This is a genomic window from Gordonia sp. PS3 (assembly GCF_041950545.1).
In the GTDB taxonomy this organism is placed as follows: Bacteria; Actinomycetota; Actinomycetes; order Mycobacteriales; family Mycobacteriaceae; genus Gordonia; species Gordonia sihwensis.
The window spans coordinates 44,033-65,158 of the sequence record NZ_CP169524.1 but is presented as its reverse complement, the minus strand read 5'-3'; the positions used below and the strand labels follow the sequence as shown (position 1 = coordinate 65,158).

Here is a 21,126-nt window from a genome sequence, read left to right as displayed (position 1 = left end):
TCCGATCATGTGAACTGCGCGGACGCGACCAGCTCGCGCGCTTGCGCCATCCGCTTGGGATCCATCTCGCCGGGACGCTTCACTTCCATCTCGCCGAGGTTGATCCCTTCGGTCAGATCGATGACCTGGACGTGAATGATCCCGTCGATGTCCGCCGAGAAGATCACCCGCACGCCACTGCCCGCTGCACGGCCCGGCGGAACCTTCAGCATGCTCTCACCGAGACTCTTGACCTGCGCTTCAAGCACCCCGTCGACGTCATGCGACACGATCTGCAGCCTGATCTCCTGCTGATTCTCGACGGGTAGGCCGAAATCATGCTCCGCCTGAGCCGGAATGGACGTCTGCGGCGGGATCAACTGGGTGTAGGCAAGCTGTGAGGCGGCGTTGAGCGCCAGCACCCCGACACCTTGCGAGATGACATCTGAGAAGTCGATGCTGCCACCGGCCGGCATGTCCGGCGCCGCTCCGGCCCTGTCCGCCGACACCTTGTCGGCGACGATCGCCGCACCGAGCGCCACCGCCTGATCCGGGTGGACCGACTTGTCCGGAGTCTGACCGGTCAACCGTTCCACCAGATTCTGGACCATCGGCATACGAGTGGATCCGCCGACCAGAAGGACCTTGTCGATCGCCGAGTACGAGACCCCCGCCGTCTCGACCGATTCGTCGACCAGGAACTCCGTCGTCTTGAGCAGGAACGACGCCGCCGACTCGAACTCCTGCCGTGTCACCTGAACTTTCACGTTCTGACCCAGGGTCGAGATGAAGACGGTCGCCTTCTCCGCCTGCGACAACCGGCGCTTGGTGTCTTCGACGGCATCCATGACCTGCAGATACTGGTCGGTGGGAATCGGCTGACCGGTCTGCTCCTTGAACTTCTCGTTCACCACACCGAACAGGGCGTTGTTGAAGTCGAAACCACCGAGGTTGCGGTCGCCGAGCGAGGCCAGGACGGTGAAGTCATTGTTCTGGCAGCGCAGCACCGTGACGTCGAAAGTGCCGCCGCCGAGGTCGTAGACGAGGAGGGTTCCGGAGAATCCCGAACCGACTCCGAAGCTCAGAGCCGCTGCGGTCGGCTCGTTGATCAACTGCAGCACGGTGAGGCCGGCGATCTCCGCGGCCGTCCGCGTCGCGTTGCGGTGTTCGTCCTCGAAGTACGCGGGCACCGTGATGACCACGTCGGTGATCTCCTCGCCCAGGACGTTCTCGGCGCTGGCGACCAACTTGGTGAGGATCAGAGCGGACAGGTCCTCCGCGCGGTACTCGTTGTCGTTGCTGTCCGGAACGAAGACGAAGTCGGTGTTGCCCATCTGGCGCTTTATGAGCGACGCCACATCGCCTTCCGCCTTCGCCCGCATGTTCTCAGCGCAGACGCCGAGGGAGACCTCCTCGCCGTCGAAGTACAGCACCGACGGCGTCGTGTAGTCGCCGTCGTCGTTCCGGATCACCTCCGGCGCCCCAGCCTCGATGGCTGCCACCGCGGAGTACGTCGTCCCGAGGTCGATTCCAACGGCTCTACCCATGTCCATGAACCTTTCGTCGCAGTCGGTACCCAGCCGGCCAGGTCAGCCGATGTATCCCTGCAGGTAGCCCTTGCGCAGGTCGTCACGGTCGTTGGCCTTGTATCGCGGCACCCAGCAGGTGAAGTAGATGCCCGCACCGGCCGCGACAGCGAGGAGCACACCGATCACCGTGAGGCCGATGATCGCGCCGATGACGATGCACAGGATCGGGGAGGCGAGGATCAGCGCCTTCTGACCCCATCCGTCGCCGGGGACGCTGAAGACCTGCTCCTCGCTGGTATCGAGGAAGCGGCTGATCTTGTCCAGTTCCTTCGCCATCTCCGGATCTCGGTTGTGCGCCATCGCCTCGGCGATCAACGGTCGCATCTGCTCGATCTCGGACTTCGACGTGATCATGTACTGACCGCGCCCGTTGTATCGCGGGATGCTCTCCGCCTTGAGTGCGAGGAGGGTTGCGTAGTAGTCGAAGACGATCTGCGCGCCCTGGAAGCGCTGCAGGTGCTGCCGGATGAAGTCGAGCGCATCGTCGAGCTGCCCGTTGTCGGACATGACGTTGGCGACCGCCACCATGTACTGCGGCGCGGAAGGATCCAGCTGCATCGACACTTGGTATGCGTTGATCGCATCCTGGAACTGCGCCAACTTCTCGAAGATCATGCCCAGCTGGAAGTGGTACTCCGGGTTGTTGGCCTCGATGGTGGTCGCCTGGCGTGCCTCGTACAGAGCGTCCTGAAGGTTTCCCAGACCGGCATTGGCGCGAGAGCGGAGACCCCACGACTCCGCGCTGTTGCCGATCGAGTGAGTGGCCTCGCGAGCCGAGTACGCCGCAGAGTGGTAATCGCCTCGGCCGAGCTCCTCCCGCGCCCGAGCCACCCAGTCCGTGCCCTCGCCCGCCGCCTGCTGCGTCTGCGGCTGCGCGACGCCGGCGGTCTGCAGTTCGCGGTCATAGGCCGCGCGGCGCTGCGGATCGAGCAGCGTGTCGCTGGCCTCACGAAGCCGCGCCATCCACGTCTCCGCCTCCTGCCGAGTACTGAGGTCCGGAGAGTTCGTCGCTTTGCGCCACAACCGCAGTTTCGATTTCAAAGCCGCATTGATGGTGTCATCGTCGGCATCGCGCGCGATCTCGAGCACGGCATAGAAGTCAACACTGACTGCCATCAGGAAATTCTCCTCAAATTCGAGATACGACTTCCGGTTCGCATGGAGAATCCGGTAAATCAGATACGCGGTCGATGGTATTCGGCCATCCCAGACCGTGTCAGTCGTCCATTGCGAGTAACCGTTTCTGGTGGACCGAACCGCGTGTCCCATTTCTGGGGTCAGACGTTCAATCCAACTGCCAGGCAAAATGGGCGGGTGTCGACCATTCGGTCGACACCCGCCCATTCTTCCGATTCGTCAGTTCCCCGCGCCGCAGTGCGGACAGTTCACCGTGACCCGGTTCCACGACCGCTTACCCCAGAAAGCTCGGCTGCAACTCCGGCATCTGTGCGGTTCCGTGAAATCGCCTGACCGCGACGATGATCCAGTCTCTGCCATGGTCGTCAGCTCTTGGACGCAACCGAACAGCGCGGCAAGTTCTTGCACTGATGCACGCTCCGGTCGTTCACATTAGCCTCTTTGCAGTATGCACAACTGCAGTTGCACTGAGCCATTCTCAATTCTCCTTCTTCGGTGTCAGACAAGCATATTTTGAAAGCTCGGAAGATTGCGTCGGCCAAAGCAATTAATTTCTTACCAGGCATGCCATCGCGTGTCCGAGCCCGATTGCTGGACTGAGTGCCGCAAGTTTCATGAGTGCCTCCTGACTCGAACTGTCAGTCAGTTCCCGTTTCCCCACGGCCTGGCCGGCTCGCCTCCGGGAAGCGCCAGCGACGCCTCGCCCGGGTACCGTTGCCTGTCATGAAGGTTGGGATCCCCGCGTGACGCTTCGCATCTTCGGGATGTCGTTCGTCGTCTCGATCGCGGCGCTGGTCGCCGCGTTCCTGTACGGCGGTTCGACGGCCGTACTGCTCACCCTGGTCCTGGGTGTGCTGGAGGTCTCGCTCTCCTTCGACAACGCCGTCATCAATGCCACGGTCCTGCAGCGGATGAGCGACTTCTGGCAGCGGATGTTCCTCACGATCGGTGTCATCATCGCCGTGTTCGGCATGCGCCTGGCCTTCCCGCTGGGGATCGTCTGGCTCACCGCGGGCCTCGACCCGGTCGACGCGCTTCACCTCGCGCTCAACCCGCCGACGGACGGCTCGCCGACCTACGAGAGCATCGTGACCGCGGCGCACCCGCAGATCGCCTCGTTCGGCGGGATGTTCCTCCTCATGCTGTTCCTCGGGTTCCTGTTCGAGGACAAGGAGCTCACCTGGCTGTCGTGGATCGAGCGGCCCCTGCTGCGCATCGGCCGGCTCCGCGAGGCACCGGTGGTGGTGGCGTTGACGATCTTGGTGCTGGCGGCCACGCTCGTCGCGCCGGATCACGATACGTCGACGGTGATGGTTGCCGGCGTCCTCGGCGTGATCACCTACATCGTGGTCAACGGGCTCGGCCGTCTCTTCCACATCGAGACCGAGTCGGGGGACGGCCCGACCGCACTCGCCAAGGCGACGGGGCGCGCGGGCTTCTTCCTGTTCCTCTATCTGGAGGTGCTGGACGCGTCGTTCTCGTTCGACGGCGTGATCGGGGCCTTCGCCATCACGGCGGACCCGATCATCATCGCTCTGGGTCTGGGCCTCATCGGCGCGATGTTCGTGCGGTCGCTGACGATCTACCTCGTTCACCGGGGAACCCTGTCTGAGTACGTCTTCCTCGAACACGGCGCCCACTGGGCGATCGGCGCGCTGGCGCTGCTTCTGCTGTACTCACTCGGCACCGAGGTCCCCGAGACGGTGACCGGTCTCATCGGCCTGGTGCTGATCCTCGCCTCCCTGGCGACCAGCATCGTGTACCGCCGACGGAACCACACCGAAGGTGTCCACATCTGAGACCACCGCAGACGCCGCACCGTCTCCCGCGCGTGTCACCGCGTTCTAGAATCAGCCGGTGAGCCCCACCGCGACCACCGTGCTCGTCGTTCCCCTCCTGGTCTTCGCAGCGCCGCTCCTGGCGAGATCCGTCTCTCGTTGGGCAGCGGTTCCGGTGGTCGTCTTCGAACTCGGCCTCGGCGTCGTGGCCGGGCCTGCCCTGCTGGGCTGGGTCGGTGAATCGGAGCTGTTCGGCCGGCTCTCCGACTTCGGTGTCAACCTGCTGTTCTTCATCGCGGGAACCGAGATCACCCGGTCGGCGGTTCGCGGACGCACGGCTCGGCGCGCCTGGCTCGGTTGGCTGATCAGTATCGCGGTCGGGATCGCGGCGGGCTTCGCTGTCTCACCCGGATTGGGCGCGGTGATCATCGGGATCAGTCTGGCGTCGACGGCTCTGGGAACCTTGCTGCCGATCCTCCGCGATTCCGGTGACCTCACCACTCCGTTCGGCGTCGCCGTCGGAGCGATCGGCGCCGCGGGCGAGTTCGGGCCGATCATCGCCATCTCGCTATTCCTCGGCGGCCGCTCGTTCGGTACGGCGAGCGTGGTGCTCTTGGTCTTCGGCGTCATCGCGGCGGCCGCCGTGATCCGGGCGCGCCGCACCTCTCATCGCCGCCTGCACGCCTTCGTCGAATCGACCCTGCACACGTCGGCGCAGTTCGCCGTCCGCACCGTGCTGGCCATTCTGGCCGTGATGATCTTCCTGACCGTCCAGCTCGGCATCGACATGCTGCTGGGCGCATTCACCGCGGGGATCGTCTGGAAGCTCCTCATCCGAGATGCCGACGAACAGACGCAGCGGTCGGTGGAGGCCAAGATCGACGCCGTCGCGTTCGGCTTCCTCGTCCCGATCTTCTTCGTCTACACGGGTGTGAAGTTCGATCTGCAGTCGCTGCTCGATCATCCGCTCGCCTTCGCCTGGATCCCCGTCGTCCTGGTGGCTCTGCTCCTGGTCCGCGGGCTGCCCTCGATGCTCGCCGCACCCGAGGGCGCCGGCCGCCGCGAGCGAATCGCCACCGGGCTCTACGGCGCCACCGGCCTTCCGATCATCGCGGTCGCCACCGACATCGGTGTCCGCCAAGACGTCTTGACCGGCACGCAGGCAGCGGTCCTCGTCGGCGCCGGCGTGCTGTCGGTGCTCCTGTTCCCGCTCGCCGCGAGCGCACTGCGCCCGGGGTCGGTCGAACGGAGTCCGGCGGCGTCGGTGGTCGAAGAGTGAGACGCCGCTAGTCGCGGGGGTGCCTGACGCCGCCCGTCGGTCATCGAGCCCGTCGGCTCTTCACTCCAGTCGAGGCCCGCCCCTCACGCCACCTCGACCGCGGACGCGGCCGGCTCCGATTCGGGAAGCACGCCGTCGAGCTGAATCCAACCGTCGGCGACCATCCGCAACAACAGGTGGGTCTTGTTCGCCACCGGCAGCCCGGCGTCGTCGTACCTGGCCGAGACGCGCCGATAGTGAGTGCGAACCGTGCTGGCGGCGACGAAATGCCGGGTCGCGGTCTCCTCGACGGTCGCACCCATCACATACGTGGTCAGGATCTCCCGTTCCCGCGCCGACATCGGAGTCCGGCCGGACGTCGGGCCCAGCGCTCTGGTCAGCAGGAGGTTAAGACGGTGGTCGATGTCTGGGCCTTCAGTGACATGATGAACGCCGGAGCGGATATCGGCCTTCTCGACCGTACCGCCGACGACGATGACGCGTCCGGCCATTGAGCGGCCGAACCGACGCAGCGCGAGACGATCGCCGGCTCCGACCACCACGACGCGCGTCGCCCCCGCCAGGAGTCCGGCCGTGTCGACAGCGACCACCGGATACCCGAACCGATTCATCCACACCATGAGCACTTCCCGCTGCCACGGATTCTCACTCCACACCCCGACCGACTGGCCTGTCCCCGACTGCCGCGCCACTGCCCCGGAGCCCGTCATTCTCCTCGCCTCCTCGCCGATGTCCCGCCGCCATGCCTTCCCTTCGGACGGTATGGCGACATCGGCGCACGAGAAAGACCCCAATTCCTCTGTCCTCCTAAGAGGCGACAGAGGTCAGGCCTGCTCCCGGGGTCAGTCGCTGCCGACCAGACGACCTTCGCCGTCGTACTCCTCGCGGACGACGACGTCGCCGGCGACCTGCAGAACAGTCGCCACCACGCGACGCCGCGGCGGCAGGATGCGAATCGTGACGGTCCCCGCACGAGCCGCGGCGAGCGCGGTGACGGCACCGCCGATCACCCGCTCGCGGACGTCATCGTCCGCACCGACGAGCCCGTGATCGTCGAGCAAGATCACCTCCACCCCTCGACGTCGTGCCTGCCGCGCCGCGTCGGCAACACTGCGGACGTCGAATGTCGGCGCCCGCAGCGAATCACGCAACCGCGCCTCGACCAGACTGCACTCATCGCGTTCGTCCGCCGAGAGCGGCGCCGCGTCGACGAGCCGCTCGAGCAAGGGGCGCGCTTGGTCGTCGAGTCGGCCGAGTTGCCGGTCGCGTTCGTCGAGGACCGCGCGCCGCGCGGCCTCCGCAGCCGCGGCCTCGGTGCCGGCCCCCTGCATCAGAAAGATCTCGCGCGCCGCCGGCCGGATCGTGATGGCGAAGAAGGACGACATCACAAGCGGCGCCAGGTTGATCAGCGAGATCGAGATCCCGTACCCGGCGCCTTCGCCGATGCCGACGGCCCACAGTGCGGTCGCGCCGATCGCCACCAGCATCGAGAGCCACGCGACGCCTGTGCGGCCGCGTACACAGAGGTAGGTGCACAGCGCCGTTGTCGCCGACAAAGGCCAGAAGGTCAGGATGCGCACCCCTGGATCGTCGACCACCAGCAGCACCGACACCGTGGCCACCGGGCCGGCGGCGGCGACGACTGCCGTCACCGACCGCCGTAACGGATCTCCCGGCACCTGGATCAGTGCGACTGCCGCAGCGCTCGTCACCCCCCAGGCGACGATCTCCGCCAGCCATCCGGCCACCCCGCTCCCTGCGGGGCGCGTCATCACTCCCACCAGCGCAAACGTTCCGATGAAGACCGCCACGAGCGCCTTCGCGGCGGCGGTCCGCAGGCCCATCAGATCACCGATATCACCGCCGGCCGGAAGTTGCTCCATCAGCGTGTCCATCCCAGTCGGACGGTGGTTCCGGCGCCGGGCGACGACTCGATGGCGGTCGAACCTCCCGGGACCCGGTCCATCCGGGCCCGGATGCTGACCGCGATGCCGAGTCGATGGGCCGATACCGCACCCGGGTCGAAACCGACGCCGTCGTCGGTCGCCGCGATCCTGATCGAATCGGCGTCCACTCGGCCACGCACGGTGCACCGCGCATCGGCCCCGGCGTGTCGGCGACTGTTGCGCAGGGCTTCGGCCAGTGCCGCGCTCACCGCACGCACCGCCTCGCTCGGCAGCTCCGCCTGTGCGGCATCAGAATCGGCAGCGGGTGCGTCGACGGCGAACTCCGCCCTCGGGTCTGCCTCGGTAGTGGTCGCACGCAGGTGCACCACGGCGGCCTCGAGGCCGAACGGACGGTCGGTGGGCAGTCCCGAACGGATCTCGTCGAGTTCGGCGAGGGTGGCGGCCGCCAGCCGCGGCACGTGCTCCTGCGCCCCGCCCCGGGAGGCGGTCAGCAGGGTGGACATCACGCTGTCGTGAATCAGCGCGTCGAAGCGTTCGCGTTCGGTGTCGCGGGCCCGCTCGGCTGCGGCGGTCGCGGCCGCCGCATGGGCACGATCGGTGGTCTCGTCCAGAATCCTCCCGGTGCGCAGCGCCATCACGGCCGCACCGACGAATAAGCTGCAGAACATGATTGCGAAGGCGATCTCGGGAGCGAGCTGTCCCGGATCCACTTCGCCGCGGATCACGAAGTTGATGAGCTGCACGCAGACGCAGCCGAACACCATGTGCGCAAAGGCCGCCCAGGCCGGCCACGCCAGCACCGCGGCGATGCTGGCGAGCCCGGGAAACGCCGCCAGCCATACGCCGTCGCCGGCCGGGACGGTGGTGCCGTCCCAGGCGATCGGCCAGGTGAGGACCGCGACGAAGAAGCTGAGGGCGGCGACGGCCGCCGTCGCCCGCGTCCAGCGCGGCACGCCGATCAGAGCGGTCACTCCCAGCGTCAGGCCGGGGACGAAGACGATCGCGCACATCGCCGGCGTCCACCAGGAGCTCATCAGCGGTGCGAGCTGGAGGATCGCCGGCAACAGGAGGATCAAGTACCCCACGTAACCGACCGCCGCGAACAACGCGAACATCCGCCTGATCCGGTCCAGGTTGTCGTGCCGCCGCTCGGGAGCGGCGTATCTGACGGCGCCGCTCACTGGTCGCGCTCGGGGATCGGCAGCAGTCCGTCCTCGACGGCCCGCTGATAGAGATCCACCTTGGTGCCTGCGGGCCGACCGGCTGCGGCGTACTTCGCCCGGATCCGCGCGACGTAGTCGTTGACCGTCTCCGTCGACAACCCCAGCATGCGCCCCACCCGGTCGGCCTTCTCCCCCGAGGCGTACAGCGAGAGCACCTCCTGCTGCCGAGGACTCAGGCCGGTGGCATCGAGGTCGGGGTCGCCGTCGACGGCCGCCGCCCACTCGGTGGTGATGACCGGGTTGCCCTCCGCAGCCGTGGCGATCGCCTCGACGACCCGCTCCACCCGGGCGGATTTACGCACGATGCCGAGCACCCCCGCCTTCGCCGCCAGACGGACCAGGTACGGGTTCTCCGCACCGGTGTAGACAAGGACCGATAGACCCGCGTCGTGCAAGGCCTCGATGTTGGCCGTCGGCGACGACCCGTCGGCCAGCCGCAGATCCAGCAGCACCAGGTCCAGGCAGACCTGCTGCGCGAGCAGCCCTTCGACGGTGTCCGACGACGCCATCAGCGACAGGCCGACGTGGCCGTCGAGCATCGCCCGGACCCCCAGCACCATCGACTCGTGATCTTCGACGATCCCGATCCGTTTGGCGGCCATGAGCGCTAGTCGACGCCGGAATCGATCGCCGCGCGGTCGAGCGACTCGGATGCCGCGTCCTCCGGCTGGCCGCCGGCGATCGCCTGCGCACCGCCCGCGGACAGCTCGCCGACCAGGTCTGCGGTCGCGCCACCGACGATGCCGAGCTGCGCGTACTGCTCCAGGCGCGCACGCGAATCGGCGATGTCGAGGTTGCGCATGGTGAGCTGGCCGATGCGGTCGGACGGACCGAACGCGGCGTCGCCGACGCGCTCCATCGACAGCTTGTCCGGGTGGTACGAAAGGCCGGGTCCGGTGGTGTTGAGGAAGTGGTAGTCGTCGCCGCGGCGCAGTCGGACGGTCACCTCGCCGGTGATGGCCGAGCCCACCCAGCGCACCAGCGACTCACGCAGCATGAGCGCCTGCGAGTCCATCCACCGGCCCTCGTACATGAGGCGACCCAGGCGACGGCCCTCGTTGTGGTAGTTCGCGACCGTGTCCTCGTTGTGGATCGCGTTCACCAAACGCTCGTAGCCGATGTGCAGCAGTGCCATGCCCGGTGCCTCGTAGATACCGCGCGACTTGGCCTCGATGATGCGGTTCTCGATCTGATCCGAGACGCCCAGCCCGTGGCGGCCGCCGATCTCGTTGGCCTTCAGGACGAGAGCGACGGCGTCGTCGAAGACCTCGCCGTTGATGGCGACCGGGCGGCCCTGCTCGTATCGGATGGAGACGTCCTCGGTGGCGACCTCGACGTCGTCCCGCCATGCGGCGACGCCCATGATCGGCTCCACCACGTCGAGACCGTGGTCGAGGTGCTCGAGGGTCTTGGCCTCGTGGGTGGCGCCCCAGATGTTGGCGTCGGTGGAGTACGCCTTCTCCTGGGAGTCGCGGTACGGCAGATCGCGTTCGGTCAGCCACTGGCTCATCTCGTGGCGGCCGCCGAGCTCCTCCACGAACTGGGTGTCGAGCCACGGCTTGTAGATCCGCAGGTTCGGGTTCGCCATCAGTCCGTAGCGGTAGAACCGCTCGATGTCGTTGCCCTTGTAGGTGGAGCCGTCGCCCCAGATGTCGACGCCGTCCTCCTTCATGGCGCGGACCAGGAGCATTCCGGTCACCACGCGGCCGAGCGGCGTGGTGTTGAAGTACGTCTTGCCGGAGGTGCGGATGTGGAAGGCACCGCACTGCAGTGCGACGAGGCCCTCCTCCACGAGCGCGGCGCGGCAGTCCACCAGGCGCGAGATCTCCGCACCGTACTGACCCGCGCGGCCGGGCACCGAAGCGATGTCCGGCTCATCGGCCTGGCCGAGGTCGGCGGTGTAAGTGCAAGGGATAGCGCCCTTTTCGCGCATCCATGCAACGGCGACGGAGGTGTCCAGACCACCCGAGAACGCGATTCCGACGCGCTCTCCCTTCGGCAACGAGCTCAGCACTTTCGACATATGTCCAGCTTAAACAGTACTTCGGCCGCAGTCACAACCCGGTCCCCTCCGGTGGTCGAGGCAAGCGCAGCGATTCGAAAACCGCTAGAACGAGCTGGGATCGGCGCCCCGGGTGATCCGCCGGCAGGCGAAGCTGTCGCGATGACCTGTCCACCGTTGATGCGCAGGATCGCTTGTGGGCGGTCTGAGACAACGAACGGGATGTGGGCATAGCGCACCGGCAGCACGCATACCGAGACCGCTGTGCCAAGTTCAGGACGCAGACGGGCCTTCGAGGGAACATTGCCCTCGAAGGCCCGTCTAGTGACTGATCTTGGAAGCGCTACGCCTCGACCTCGCTGCGATCACCGCTCCAGAGCGTGTGGAACGAGCCGGGCTTGTCGACGCGCAGGTAGGTGTGCGCACCGAAGTAATCCCGCAGCCCCTGGGTCAGAGCGGCCGGCAGCCGCTCGGCCCGCAGCGCGTCGTAGTACGACAGCGACGACGCGAAGGCCGGCACCGGGACACCCATCGCAGTCGCGGTGACGATGACCCGCCGCCAGCTCTCCACCGAGTCCTCGACCGCGTCGCGGAAGTACGGAGCCAGCAGCAGCGCGGGAAGCTCCGGATTCTCGGCGTAGGCCTCCCGGATGCGGTCCAGGAACTTGGCCCGGATGATGCATCCTCCACGCCAGATGGTGGCGAGCTTGCCCGGATCCACGCTCCAGCCGTACTCGGCGCTTCCCGCCGCGATCTGGTCGAAGCCCTGCGAGTACGCCACGACCTTCGACGCGTACAGCGCCTTCCGGATGTCTTCGACGAAAGCCGCCTTGTCGGCCGGGGCCTGCGCGCCGGTGGTGCCCGCGACGAGCCCTCGCGCGCTCTCGCGCTGGGACGTCGAACTCGAGAGGGCGCGCGCGAAGACGGCTTCGGCGATGCCGGTGGTCGGGATGCCGAGGTCGAGTGCCGACTTCACCGTCCAGCGGCCGGTGCCCTTCTGGCCCGCGGCGTCGACGATCACGTCGACGAGCGGCTTGCCGGTCTCGGCGTCCACCTGCGACAGCACCTCGGCGGTGATCTCGATCAGGTAGCTGTCGAGGGTGCCGGTGTTCCATTCGCGGAACACGTCGGCGATCTCGGCGACCTCCATGCCGAGCACGTTGCGCATGAGGTCGTACGCCTCGCCGATGAGCTGCATGTCGGCGTACTCGATGCCGTTGTGCACCATCTTGACGAAGTGGCCCGAACCGTCGGGACCGATGTGCGTGCAGCACGGGACGCCGTCGACGTGCGCCGAGATCGATTCCAGCAGCGGACCGAGCGACTCGTACGACTCGGCGGGTCCGCCGGGCATGATCGAGGGACCGTTGAGAGCGCCCTCCTCGCCGCCGGAGATGCCCGCGCCGACGAAGTTCAGGTTCCGCGCGGCCATCGCCGCCTCGCGGCGGATCGTGTCGGTGTACAGCGAGTTACCACCGTCGATGATGATGTCGCCGGGCTCCATCAGGTTCGCGAGTTCTTCGATCACGGCGTCGGTCGGGTCGCCGGCCTTGACCATGATGAGGACGCGGCGCGGCCGCTCGAGCGCGCCGACGAACTCCTCCATGGTCTCCGTGCGGATGAAATCGCCCTCGTCGCCGTGCGCCTCGATGAGCGCATCGGTCTTCGCGATGCTGCGGTTGTGCAGCGCGACGGTGTGCCCGTGCCGCGCGAAGTTGCGGGCGATGTTGGAGCCCATCACCGCGAGCCCGGTGACGCCGATCTGCGCCAGACGCTGTCCTGTTTCGACCATGAAGTTCCTTCTCTGTCTCCCGGTCGCGCCGTGCGGCGACCCGGCAATTCCACCACTCTCAGTACTACCGTCCCGATTGTCTCAGCATTCGTCGAACCGCAGGAGTCGGGACGCGCACGGACCGCATCGGGCCCGCCCGTCCGGATCCGGAACCGGCGGGCCCGACAGCCGTCAGAAGGAGCCGTTCAAGAACTCCGCGTAGGCGGGCAGATCGAGCTGACCGTGCCCGGAGAGCCCGATCACGACGACCTCCTCCTTGTCGCTGTTCGCCACGTGCTCGGCGCACGCGGCGATGGCGTGGGTCGACTCCGGGGCGGGCACGATGCCCTGGGTGCGCGCAAACGTGATGCCCGCGCTGAAGGCGGCGCGCTGGTCGATCGCGACGCCCTCCACCAGACCCAGCTCCACCGTGTGGCTGAGCGCGGGCGCCATGCCGTGATAGCGCAGACCGCCGGCGTGGATGGGGTCCGGGACGAAGTCCATACCGAGCGTGTGCATCTTCAGCAGCGGCGTGAGGCCCGCGACGTCGCCGTGGTCGTAGCGGTACTCACCCTGAGTCAGAGACGGACAGGCCGACGGCTCGGCCGCGACGATCCGCGGATCGGAACGGCCGTGCAGCTTCTCGCGCAGGAACGGGAAGGACAGGCCCGCGAGGTTCGATCCGCCGCCCGCGCAACCGAAGACGACGTCGGCGCCGCCGGGCTCCACCGCGTTCAGCTGGTCGACGGCCTCGAGGCCGATCACGCTCTGGTGCAGCACGACGTGGTTCAGCACGCTGCCGAGCGCGTAGCGGGTGTCATCATTCGCGGCCGCCACCTCCACCGCCTCCGACACCGCCATGCCGAGGCTGCCGGTGGTGTCGGGGTCCTTCGCCAGCATCGCGCGTCCGGCCTCGGTGAGGTCGGAGGGACTCGGGTGCAGCGTGCCGCCGTAGGTGCGGATGAGAAAGCCCCGGTACGGCTTGGAGTCGTACGACGCCCGCACCTGCCACACCTCCACGTCGAGACCGAACTGCGCGCCCGCGAACGAGAGAGCGCTGCCCCACTGACCTGCGCCGGTCTCGGTGGTGAGCTTCTTGACCCCGTCGATGCTGTTGTAATACGCCTGCGCGACAGCCGAGTTCGTCTTGTGGCTGCCGACCGGGCTGACGCCCTCGTACTTGACGTAGATCCGCGCCTTCGTGTTCAGCGCCTCCTCGAATCTGCGGGCGCGGAACAGCGGCGACGGCCGCCACATCTGGTAGATCTCACGAACCGGCTCAGGGATCTCGATGTAGGCCTCGGTGGAGACCTCCTGGGCGATCAGACCGGCGGGGAAGAGCGCGGCCAGATCGTCGGGCCCGACCGGTTCCTTGGTTCCGGGGTGCAGGTGCGGCGGAATCGGCTCGTCGAGCTCCGCGGCGAGGTTGTACCAGTGGGTGGGCACGTCCACTGTGACCAGATCGGGGTTGGACGCGTCAACATTGCTTGTCATGCAGGTCACCATAATGTGCGCAGTAGGCTGCACGTCATGACGGGCATCAGGTGGGTGGCGGACGGCTTCGGCGGGCTCGACGACTTCCGGGCCGTCGCCTGCGAACCCGCAGCTCCCGGCCCCGGACAGCTCACCGTCCGCGTCACGGCCGCCGGAGTGAATCCCGCCGACCTCAAGCACACGCTCAGGGCCTCCGACCCCGCTCTCCTGCCGCTGCCGATCGGCTACGAGATCGCGGGGGTGGTGACCGCCATGGGACCGCGGACCCGCGCCGGGTCCGGGGCGGTGTCGGTGGGCGATCGCGTCGCGGCCTTCCGCGTGCACGGCGGCTACGCGTCGGCGATCACCATCCCCGCCGAGAAGGCCTTCGTCCTGGCGGATGCGGTGCCCGACGACCAGGCCGCGGGGCTGCTTCTCGCGGGGTGCACGGCGGCCGAGCTGCTGTCGCGGTCCGGTGCGGTGTCCGGCGAGACGGTGCTCCTGCACGGCGCCTCGGGCGCAGTCGGCGCCGTCTTCCTGCAATTGGCGCGTCGAGCCGGGGTCACCGTCGTCGGCACGGCCGGTCCCGGTCGGTCGGACGCGGTCGCACGGTTCGGCGGTATTCCGGTGACCTACGGTCCCGAACTGGCTCGGCGCGTCCGCGACGCCGCACCCGGTCCGGTGGTCGCAGCGCTCGACGCGGCCGGAGGCCCAGAGGCGACGGCCGCGTCACTGGAACTGGTGGCCGATCGCGATCGGATCCTCACCGTCGTCGACCGCGAAGCCGCGCGCGAGTACGGCTTCGACGCGCTCTCGGGCGCCGACCCCGCCAGCGCGGCGTTCCGGGACGGTGTGCGCGGCGAACTCCTCGATCTGCTCGCGGCCGGCGAGCTGACGGTGCCGATCGCGCGCACCTTCCCGCTCGATCGTGCGGTCGAGGCGCTGCGGCTGGTGGCCGCCGGGCACGCCGGCGGCAAAGTGGTCTTGATTCCGTGAACCCATCAGACCGTGACCCCCAGACCGGGGCGCCGTCAATCCGGCAGCATCGGGCTCTCGGGCAGATGTGGACGACCCACTAGCACTCCCCGCGTCACCGCACCCTTCCCGAATCTCGACCGCAGCGAGTCGATGGCCAGGTCGAGGTCGCCGGCGTGGTCGGCGCCGTCGAGCGGTAACGCGAGCTGAACGGCGCCGTGATCGGCGAGGTTGGTCAGCGACAGCCCGATCAGCGTGCAGCCGCGCTCACGAATCAGCGGCATCGCCTCGTCGAGCAGACCCCGCGCCACCGCGAGAACGATATCGGTGCGGTCGGTCGGTTCGGATAGCGTCCGCGACCGCGTCACTCGCTCGAAGTCGTGGAAGCGCAGACGCAGCACCACCGTTCGCACGAGCCGCTGCGCCGACCGGAGACGGCGGCCCAGGCCGTCGACGATCGCGACGAGTGTTGCTTCTATATCCGCCTCCGACCGCCACCGACGACCCAGCGCCCGTTGCGCCCCGATGGAACGTCTGCGTCTGCCTGTCTGAACGCGCCGTGGATCGCGAGCCATCGACAGTGCGTACAGGTGCCTGCCCGGGCCGCGACCCAGGAGCATCGACAGCCGTTCCTCGCCCAGCGAGGCGATCTGGCCCACGGTCTCGATCCCGGCGTCGGCCAGGCGTTGCTCGGCCTTGGCGCCCACGCCCCACAGCCGTCGCACGGGCAACGGGTGAAGGAAGTCGAGTTCGCCTCCCGCGGGGACCTCGAGCAGACCGTCCGGCTTCCCCACCGCGCTCGCCACCTTGGCCACGAACTTGGTGCTCGCGACCCCGACAGTGATGGGCAGGCCCACCTCGCGGCGCACCCGCTCCCGCAGCCGTGCCGCGAGCTGCACGGGCGATCCGGCGATCGCCTGCATGCCGCCGACGTCGAGGAAGGCCTCGTCCACGGAGATGCCCTCGACGAACGGCGAGAAGTCGGAGAAGATGGCGAAGACCGCGCGGCTGGCCTCGGTGTACGCCTCGAACCGAGGGTGCACCATCACCGCGCGAGGACAGAGCGCTCGGGCTTCACGGCCGGCCATCGGCGAGCGGACACCCATCGCCTTGGCCTCGTAGCTCGCCGCCACCACCACCCCGCCGCCGACCAGCACCGGACGGCCGCGCAGTGACGGGTCGTCGCGCTGCTCCACGGACGCGTAGAAGGAGTCGAGGTCGGCGTGCAGGATCGATGCCTGCTTGCGTGTGCCCGCGTCCACTCTCATACCGCGAGGGTCTCACCGGGGTCCGACATCTCCCCGCCGCGGCACCACCGACCGGCGGAAAGCTCAGACCCGGCGCATACGGAGGACCACATCCCGCACATGATGGCCGCCGCCCGCCGGGATGCCGCGGTCGCGCGCCTCGTCGGTCACCACTTCCCAGCCCTCGCCCAGCAGACGTACCATGTCGCGGGGCCAGAGGAACCCGTCCGGGCTCCGCCCGTGCGCGCGCATCCCCTCGGGGTCGTGCATCACCACGAGCAGCGTGCCGCCGGGCCCCACGGCATCGGCGATCTTCTGCAGGACCGCGACGTCGTCGCTCGCGATGTGGAAATAGCTCAGGGCCACCAGGTCGTACGTGCGGTCGAACTGATCTGCGGTGACGTCGAACGGCAGCCAGGTGATTGTTTCACGTGAATCAGTCGCGGCCGCACGCTTGAGAGCCACGGTGGAGATGTCTGCTCCCACCACCGTCCAGCCGTGGTCGGCGAGCCACCGGGCGTCGGCGCCTTCGCCGCACCCGAGGTCGAATGCCGAACCGGCAGGCAGATCACCGACTTCCGCGATGAGCGCGGGGTTCACGTTGGTGGTCCACAGCCGGTCCGACGACTCGTAGAGTTCGTCCCACTCGGCCGCGGAGACGGGATGACGGGGAGCCTGCTGCTGATCGTGGTCGTGCTGATGTTCACTCACTCCTCGACGCTCCCACAATCACCGGCCACGCCGCGACGCGGCTTGCGCGCGCGGCAAGAACCGGCGCCGCGGCGGACCGCACGGCACACTGGAGCCATGAGTCACCCCATCCGAATCGGCGTCCAGCTCCAGCCCCAGCACTCACCGGAGTACTCCCTCATCCGGGACGCAGTGATGCGTGCCGAAGACGCGGGAGTCGACATCGTCTTCAACTGGGACCACTTCTTCCCGCTGTCGGGCGACCCCGACGGCGCCCACTTCGAATGCTGGACCATGCTCGGCGCCTGGGCCGAGCAGACCTCCCGCGTCGAGCTCGGCGCTCTCGTCACCTGTAACAGCTACCGGAATCCGGAGCTGCTGGCCGACATGGCGCGCACCGTCGACCACATCAGCGGCGGTCGTCTCATCCTCGGCATCGGCAGCGGCTGGTTCCAGCGCGACTACACCGAGTACGGATACGACTTCGGCACCAAGGGCAGCCGACTCGACGCCCTCGGTGCCTCCCTGCCGCGACTCACCGAACGGCTCGCGAAGCTGAATCCCGCACCCACGCGCCATATTCCGCTGCTGATCGGCGGCAGCGGCGAGAAGAAGACACTGCGGCTCATCGCCGAACACGCCGATCTCTGGCACGGGTTCGTCGACGTCGAGTCCTATCGCCACAAGTCTGGTGTCCTGGCTCGGCACTGCGCCGACGTGGGACGCGATCCGGCCGAGATCGAGCGGTCGGCGGAGGTCCGCTTCGACGGCGACGTCGGCGCCATGCTTCGGTTCGCCGACGACATCACGGCCGAGGGCGTCACCCTCCTCACGGTCGCCACCGGCGGACCCGACTACGACCTGACGGCGGTCCGGGAACTGGTGCGCTGGCGGGATTCGCGCACCGCATAATCGGTGCCGGCCCGATGGGCCGAAGCGGACACCGCCCGGGACGCGCCCGATATAGTCCGGATTCATGACCCGACCCCGGAACCGGCTCTCCCGAATCCGTCTGGCGACGGCGCTCTCCGGCATCGTCATGACGATCGTTCTGCCACTGTCCGGCGCCCCGGCCGCGCACGCCGGACCGGCGTCGTGTGTTCCCTTCGGCACCGCACAGATTCCGCCGGGCGTTCCGTCCACCGGTGATCGCACCGGACTGACGACCTTCGCCGAGTACACGGGCAAGCAGGCGCCGTCACGCGTGGACCTGCGGACCGAGAAGACTCAGTTCAATCGATTCTGGGAGTTCGCACTCACCGACGCCGGCACGCTGGTGACCCGGCCGCGTCCCCCGCGGTCAGCAGCGGACAGCCGCTGGCGGACGGTCCCCCTGCCGTCCTGCCTGCGCGGACGGCTCGTCGCGATCTCACTGGACGACGACGAACTGGTCGGCGTGGATCGAGAAGGCTGGATCTACACCATGGACAACGTGACCCAGTCCCCTCTGCTGTGGAACTGGACCTCCGCGTGGGGCGCCATGCTGTGGACGGGGCCCGGCCGCAAGCTGCCGGACGACCGCCGCGGCGGCTGGGCGCTCAGCGTGACCTCGCCGTCGGACAACCGGGCGTACCTGGATATCGCCGGCCGCGTCCACCCCTCCGGTCAGGCGAAGATGACGATGATCCCGGCGCTCACCGGCGACGGCAGCCGGATCACCTACGCCGATCCGTGGCTGCCCAACGACGACAGCTACGAGATCGGCAGCCCGCTCGGCGGCCGGTTTCAGTCCGTGGCCCTCTCGGCCGCCGGATCCACCACCTTCGTCGTCAACCGGTACGGCGACATGTTCACGCGCACTTTTGATTTCGACTCTTCCGGATCGGATTCGGTGTTCTTCCGCTACAGCTGGGACCCGCAGACCGGGAAGCCCAGCGCCACCAACCTGACGGTCGAGGCCTTCGATCGGTCGACCGCCGCGGTCCAGCTCCCCGCACCCGACTGGACACGCCAGCCCAAGATTCCCGGCGAGATCACCTCCGCGATCACCGTGATCTCCACCGGTCCTGGCCCCGAGAAGCGCGAGCTCCGGGTGGAAGGCCGGAGCAATGGCCGAACGGGCTTCTGGCACAAGGACCTTCACGCCTCGACATGGACGTTCACCCCGACCGGCAGCACGCTGCAGGGCCGGCTCCTGGAGAACTCGCCCGGCGATCGGTCCGCGGAGACGCTCGCCCCCGAGAAGCCGTGGAATCTGTCGGCGTCCCTCCCCTCCCGCTCCGCGCTCGTCGACGGGCAGACACTCATCGATATCGGTATCCCGTACAGCGTCATCGACCCGCGGATGCTCGACGAGGTGGGACTCACCGCGGCGCCGTCCGGCTACCGACTGTCGGTGTCGAGTTTCCATCCCGCGGTCACCACTCGGCCGGCCACCGTCACCACTCCCGACGGCCATCGGATTCCGGTGCTCCTGCACACCGCCGACGGTATGCGGATGACGCCCGGGCACGTCGGCCTCACCCGCACCCCGCGCCATCTGGTCGGCGCCGTGGAGATCCCCCGCGAGGCCTTCGCGAATCGCGACCGGGACCCGGAGCTGCGCCGCTTCGTCGACACGTGGATGCGAGGCAAGTCGATCGCCCCGATCACGCTGAGCGCCACCACCACCGACCTGGTGGTGCGCTGAGGCATCGCACGGGTCCGCGACGCCGGATCAGCCGTCCCGGAGCGCCGTCTTCGCCGCGCGGTAGCCGGACATACCGTGGACACCGCCACCCGGGGCCGTCGCCGACGAGCACAGGTACACGCCGGGTACCGGAGTCCGATGCGGCCGCGCCGACAGCACCGGTCGTGCCAACAGCTGCCGCAGATTGGCTGCGCCGCAATTGATGTCGCCTCCGACGCAGTTGGCGTTGTAGTCCTCGTAGCCGGACGCGGTCGTGACGATCCGACCCTCGATCGTGTCGGTGAAACCCGGTGCGCACCGTTCGATCTCGGCGACGATCCGGTCGGAGACGTCGCTCCCGCAGCCCGCGGGGACGTGGCAGTACGCCCATGCCAGGTGAGTTCCCGCCGGCGCACGCGAGGGATCGACCCGCGTGGGTTCGCCGCCGAGCACCCACGGTCGGTCGGGCACCCGGCCGGCCGCGACGTCGGCCTCCGCGCCGCTGATCTGCGCGCGGTCGCGCGCGATGTGAAAGGTAGCCGTCGACAACAATTCCTCGGCGCCCGCCCCCGACCAGGGAATCGGCTCGCGCAGCAGGAAGTCGACCTTGCAGACACCGCCGCCGTACTCGAAACGCTCGAGACGCCGGACATACCGGGACGGCAGCCGCTCCCCCATGATCTGCACCAGCGCGCGGGGCGAGACGTCGAAGAAGACCTGCCCGGCGGTCGGCAATTCGCGAGCCGAGCGCACTCGCCGGCCGGTCTCGATCCGCCCGCCGTTGCCGAGGATGATCGCGGCCAGCGCGTCGACGACGGACTGGGATCCGCCGGCGGCAACGGGCCAACCCGCCTCGGCCAGCGTTCCCAGCAGAAGTCCGGGGGCGGCCGAACCGAGCGCGTCCGAGGGCCGGATGGCGTGCGCGGCCACCGCCGCGAACGCGGTGCGCACCCGTTCGGTACGGAAAGCCCACCGGACCAACGCGTCGACGGGCATCAGGGCCTGCGGACCGAAACGCGCCATTCGCGGCAGATGCCGGGGAAACGCGGGCATCCGTAACGCGTCATGCGCCGCCCCGGTGCCGAGCGCGACCGTCCGACGCCACGCCCGGGCATCGTCGCCCAGCTCACTCGCCCGTCGCACCGGATCGCGGTACACGCCCAGGGCATCACCTCGCGAGAAGACGTGGGCGAAAGAGACTTCCGGCACCAGCCACTCGACCCGGTCCGCCAGGCCGAGTTCGGCGAACGCCGGCGACGCGTACCCGGTCGGATGGACGGCCGCGCAGACGTCGCGCCGAATTCCGGTTCCGAACGCCTCGTCAGTCCGCGAACCGCCGCCGATCGTGTCCTCCGATTCGATGACCAGCACCGATCGGCCCGCACGCGCCATCACCGCTCCCGCGGTCAATCCGTTCGGACCGGAACCGATCACGATCGCGTCCCATTCGTTACCCACCGTGCCCCGT

Annotated in this window: 17 protein-coding genes; 5 read left to right on the top strand and 12 right to left on the bottom strand. The window is 68.2% G+C overall.

Annotated features, from left to right (window positions below; translation table 11 throughout):
* Positions 1-5: 5 nt before the first annotated feature.
* Entirely contained in the window at positions 6-1,526 is a 1,521-nt protein-coding gene (locus tag ACE11G_RS00285) for an Hsp70 family protein (RefSeq protein ID WP_222110764.1), read from the bottom strand.
* Between the two features lie 42 nt (positions 1,527-1,568).
* Positions 1,569-2,684 carry a DnaJ domain-containing protein gene (locus tag ACE11G_RS00280; protein WP_006896713.1) on the bottom strand — a complete coding sequence of 372 codons (1,116 nt, stop codon included), beginning with the start codon at positions 2,682-2,684 and terminating at the stop codon, positions 1,569-1,571.
* Between the two features lie 764 nt (positions 2,685-3,448).
* Between ACE11G_RS00280 and ACE11G_RS00275 the strand changes: the two genes are divergently transcribed.
* Together ACE11G_RS00275 and ACE11G_RS00270 are read left to right on the top strand one after the other, a co-directional pair.
* Entirely contained in the window at positions 3,449-4,504 is a 1,056-nt protein-coding gene (locus ACE11G_RS00275; protein ID WP_006896714.1) for a DUF475 domain-containing protein, read from the top strand.
* A gap of 58 nt (positions 4,505-4,562) precedes the next feature.
* Complete coding sequence (locus ACE11G_RS00270) at positions 4,563-5,762, top strand: cation:proton antiporter (RefSeq protein WP_222110765.1); 1,200 nt, start codon at positions 4,563-4,565, stop codon at positions 5,760-5,762.
* 83 nt (positions 5,763-5,845) lie between these two features.
* Here ACE11G_RS00270 and ACE11G_RS00265 read toward each other — a convergent pair whose 3' ends face one another.
* The 7 genes from ACE11G_RS00265 to ACE11G_RS00235 all read right to left on the bottom strand — a co-directional run bounded on the left by ACE11G_RS00265 (position 5,846) and on the right by ACE11G_RS00235 (position 14,159).
* Positions 5,846-6,472 carry a helix-turn-helix transcriptional regulator gene (locus tag ACE11G_RS00265; protein ID WP_375003304.1) on the bottom strand — a complete coding sequence of 209 codons (627 nt, stop codon included), beginning with the start codon at positions 6,470-6,472 and terminating at the stop codon, positions 5,846-5,848.
* A 132-nt stretch (positions 6,473-6,604) separates the two neighbouring features.
* Entirely contained in the window at positions 6,605-7,645 is a 1,041-nt protein-coding gene (locus ACE11G_RS00260) for a hypothetical protein (protein ID WP_006896717.1), read from the bottom strand.
* Positions 7,645-8,850: a sensor histidine kinase gene (locus tag ACE11G_RS00255; protein ID WP_006896718.1), complete on the bottom strand. Its 1,206-nt coding sequence runs from the start codon at positions 8,848-8,850 to the stop codon at positions 7,645-7,647. The genes ACE11G_RS00260 and ACE11G_RS00255 overlap by 1 nt, the downstream gene beginning before the upstream one ends.
* Positions 8,847-9,494 carry a LuxR C-terminal-related transcriptional regulator gene (locus tag ACE11G_RS00250; RefSeq protein ID WP_006896719.1) on the bottom strand — a complete coding sequence of 216 codons (648 nt, stop codon included), beginning with the start codon at positions 9,492-9,494 and terminating at the stop codon, positions 8,847-8,849. Before ACE11G_RS00250 ends, ACE11G_RS00255 begins: the two co-directional genes overlap by 4 nt.
* A gap of 5 nt (positions 9,495-9,499) precedes the next feature.
* Complete coding sequence (gene argG / locus ACE11G_RS00245; RefSeq protein WP_006896720.1) at positions 9,500-10,915, bottom strand: argininosuccinate synthase; 1,416 nt, start codon at positions 10,913-10,915, stop codon at positions 9,500-9,502.
* Positions 10,916-11,237: 322 nt separating this feature from the next.
* Positions 11,238-12,686 (bottom strand): NADP-dependent phosphogluconate dehydrogenase, encoded by a 1,449-nt coding sequence (gene gndA / locus ACE11G_RS00240; protein WP_006896721.1) that lies wholly within the window; start codon positions 12,684-12,686, stop codon positions 11,238-11,240.
* Between the two features lie 171 nt (positions 12,687-12,857).
* Complete coding sequence (locus ACE11G_RS00235) at positions 12,858-14,159, bottom strand: TrpB-like pyridoxal phosphate-dependent enzyme (protein ID WP_006896722.1); 1,302 nt, start codon at positions 14,157-14,159, stop codon at positions 12,858-12,860.
* A 36-nt stretch (positions 14,160-14,195) separates the two neighbouring features.
* Between ACE11G_RS00235 and ACE11G_RS00230 the strand changes: the two genes are divergently transcribed.
* Entirely contained in the window at positions 14,196-15,134 is a 939-nt protein-coding gene (locus ACE11G_RS00230) for an NADP-dependent oxidoreductase (protein WP_006896723.1), read from the top strand.
* 35 nt (positions 15,135-15,169) lie between these two features.
* Here the strand turns inward: ACE11G_RS00230 and dinB are convergent, their stop codons facing one another.
* Together dinB and ACE11G_RS00220 are read right to left on the bottom strand one after the other, a co-directional pair.
* On the bottom strand, positions 15,170-16,381 hold the full coding sequence (gene dinB, locus ACE11G_RS00225; protein WP_375003300.1) for a DNA polymerase IV: 1,212 nt from the start codon (positions 16,379-16,381) through the stop codon (positions 15,170-15,172).
* A gap of 63 nt (positions 16,382-16,444) precedes the next feature.
* On the bottom strand, positions 16,445-17,071 hold the full coding sequence (locus ACE11G_RS00220) for a bifunctional 2-polyprenyl-6-hydroxyphenol methylase/3-demethylubiquinol 3-O-methyltransferase UbiG (protein ID WP_006896725.1): 627 nt from the start codon (positions 17,069-17,071) through the stop codon (positions 16,445-16,447).
* 96 nt (positions 17,072-17,167) lie between these two features.
* Between ACE11G_RS00220 and ACE11G_RS00215 the strand changes: the two genes are divergently transcribed.
* Together ACE11G_RS00215 and ACE11G_RS00210 are read left to right on the top strand one after the other, a co-directional pair.
* On the top strand, positions 17,168-17,962 hold the full coding sequence (locus tag ACE11G_RS00215; protein WP_006896726.1) for an LLM class F420-dependent oxidoreductase: 795 nt from the start codon (positions 17,168-17,170) through the stop codon (positions 17,960-17,962).
* Between the two features lie 64 nt (positions 17,963-18,026).
* A complete protein-coding gene (locus ACE11G_RS00210) occupies positions 18,027-19,679 on the top strand; it encodes a hypothetical protein (protein WP_375003297.1) in 1,653 nt (550 codons plus the stop codon).
* A gap of 27 nt (positions 19,680-19,706) precedes the next feature.
* Here the strand turns inward: ACE11G_RS00210 and ACE11G_RS00205 are convergent, their stop codons facing one another.
* A complete protein-coding gene (locus tag ACE11G_RS00205; protein WP_375003295.1) occupies positions 19,707-21,116 on the bottom strand; it encodes a phytoene desaturase family protein in 1,410 nt (469 codons plus the stop codon).
* Between the last annotated feature and the right edge of the window lie 10 nt (positions 21,117-21,126).

Excerpts from the sequence above, each read along its gene's own strand:
- ACE11G_RS00285 (WP_222110764.1), bottom strand. The coding sequence starts at position 1,526 with ATGGGTAGAGCCGTTGGAATCGACCTCGGGACGACGTACTCCGCGGTG.
- ACE11G_RS00280 (WP_006896713.1), bottom strand. The coding sequence starts at position 2,684 with ATGGCAGTCAGTGTTGACTTCTATGCCGTGCTCGAGATCGCGCGCGAT.
- ACE11G_RS00265 (WP_375003304.1), bottom strand. The coding sequence starts at position 6,472 with ATGACGGGCTCCGGGGCAGTGGCGCGGCAGTCGGGGACAGGCCAGTCG.
- ACE11G_RS00260 (WP_006896717.1), bottom strand. The coding sequence starts at position 7,645 with ATGGAGCAACTTCCGGCCGGCGGTGATATCGGTGATCTGATGGGCCTG.
- ACE11G_RS00250 (WP_006896719.1), bottom strand. The coding sequence starts at position 9,494 with ATGGCCGCCAAACGGATCGGGATCGTCGAAGATCACGAGTCGATGGTG.
- argG (WP_006896720.1), bottom strand. The coding sequence starts at position 10,915 with ATGTCGAAAGTGCTGAGCTCGTTGCCGAAGGGAGAGCGCGTCGGAATC.
- gndA (WP_006896721.1), bottom strand. The coding sequence starts at position 12,686 with ATGGTCGAAACAGGACAGCGTCTGGCGCAGATCGGCGTCACCGGGCTC.
- ACE11G_RS00235 (WP_006896722.1), bottom strand. The coding sequence starts at position 14,159 with ATGACAAGCAATGTTGACGCGTCCAACCCCGATCTGGTCACAGTGGAC.
- ACE11G_RS00230 (WP_006896723.1), top strand. The coding sequence starts at position 14,196 with ATGACGGGCATCAGGTGGGTGGCGGACGGCTTCGGCGGGCTCGACGAC.
- dinB (WP_375003300.1), bottom strand. The coding sequence starts at position 16,381 with ATGAGAGTGGACGCGGGCACACGCAAGCAGGCATCGATCCTGCACGCC.
- ACE11G_RS00215 (WP_006896726.1), top strand. The coding sequence starts at position 17,168 with ATGAGTCACCCCATCCGAATCGGCGTCCAGCTCCAGCCCCAGCACTCA.
- ACE11G_RS00210 (WP_375003297.1), top strand. The coding sequence starts at position 18,027 with ATGACCCGACCCCGGAACCGGCTCTCCCGAATCCGTCTGGCGACGGCG.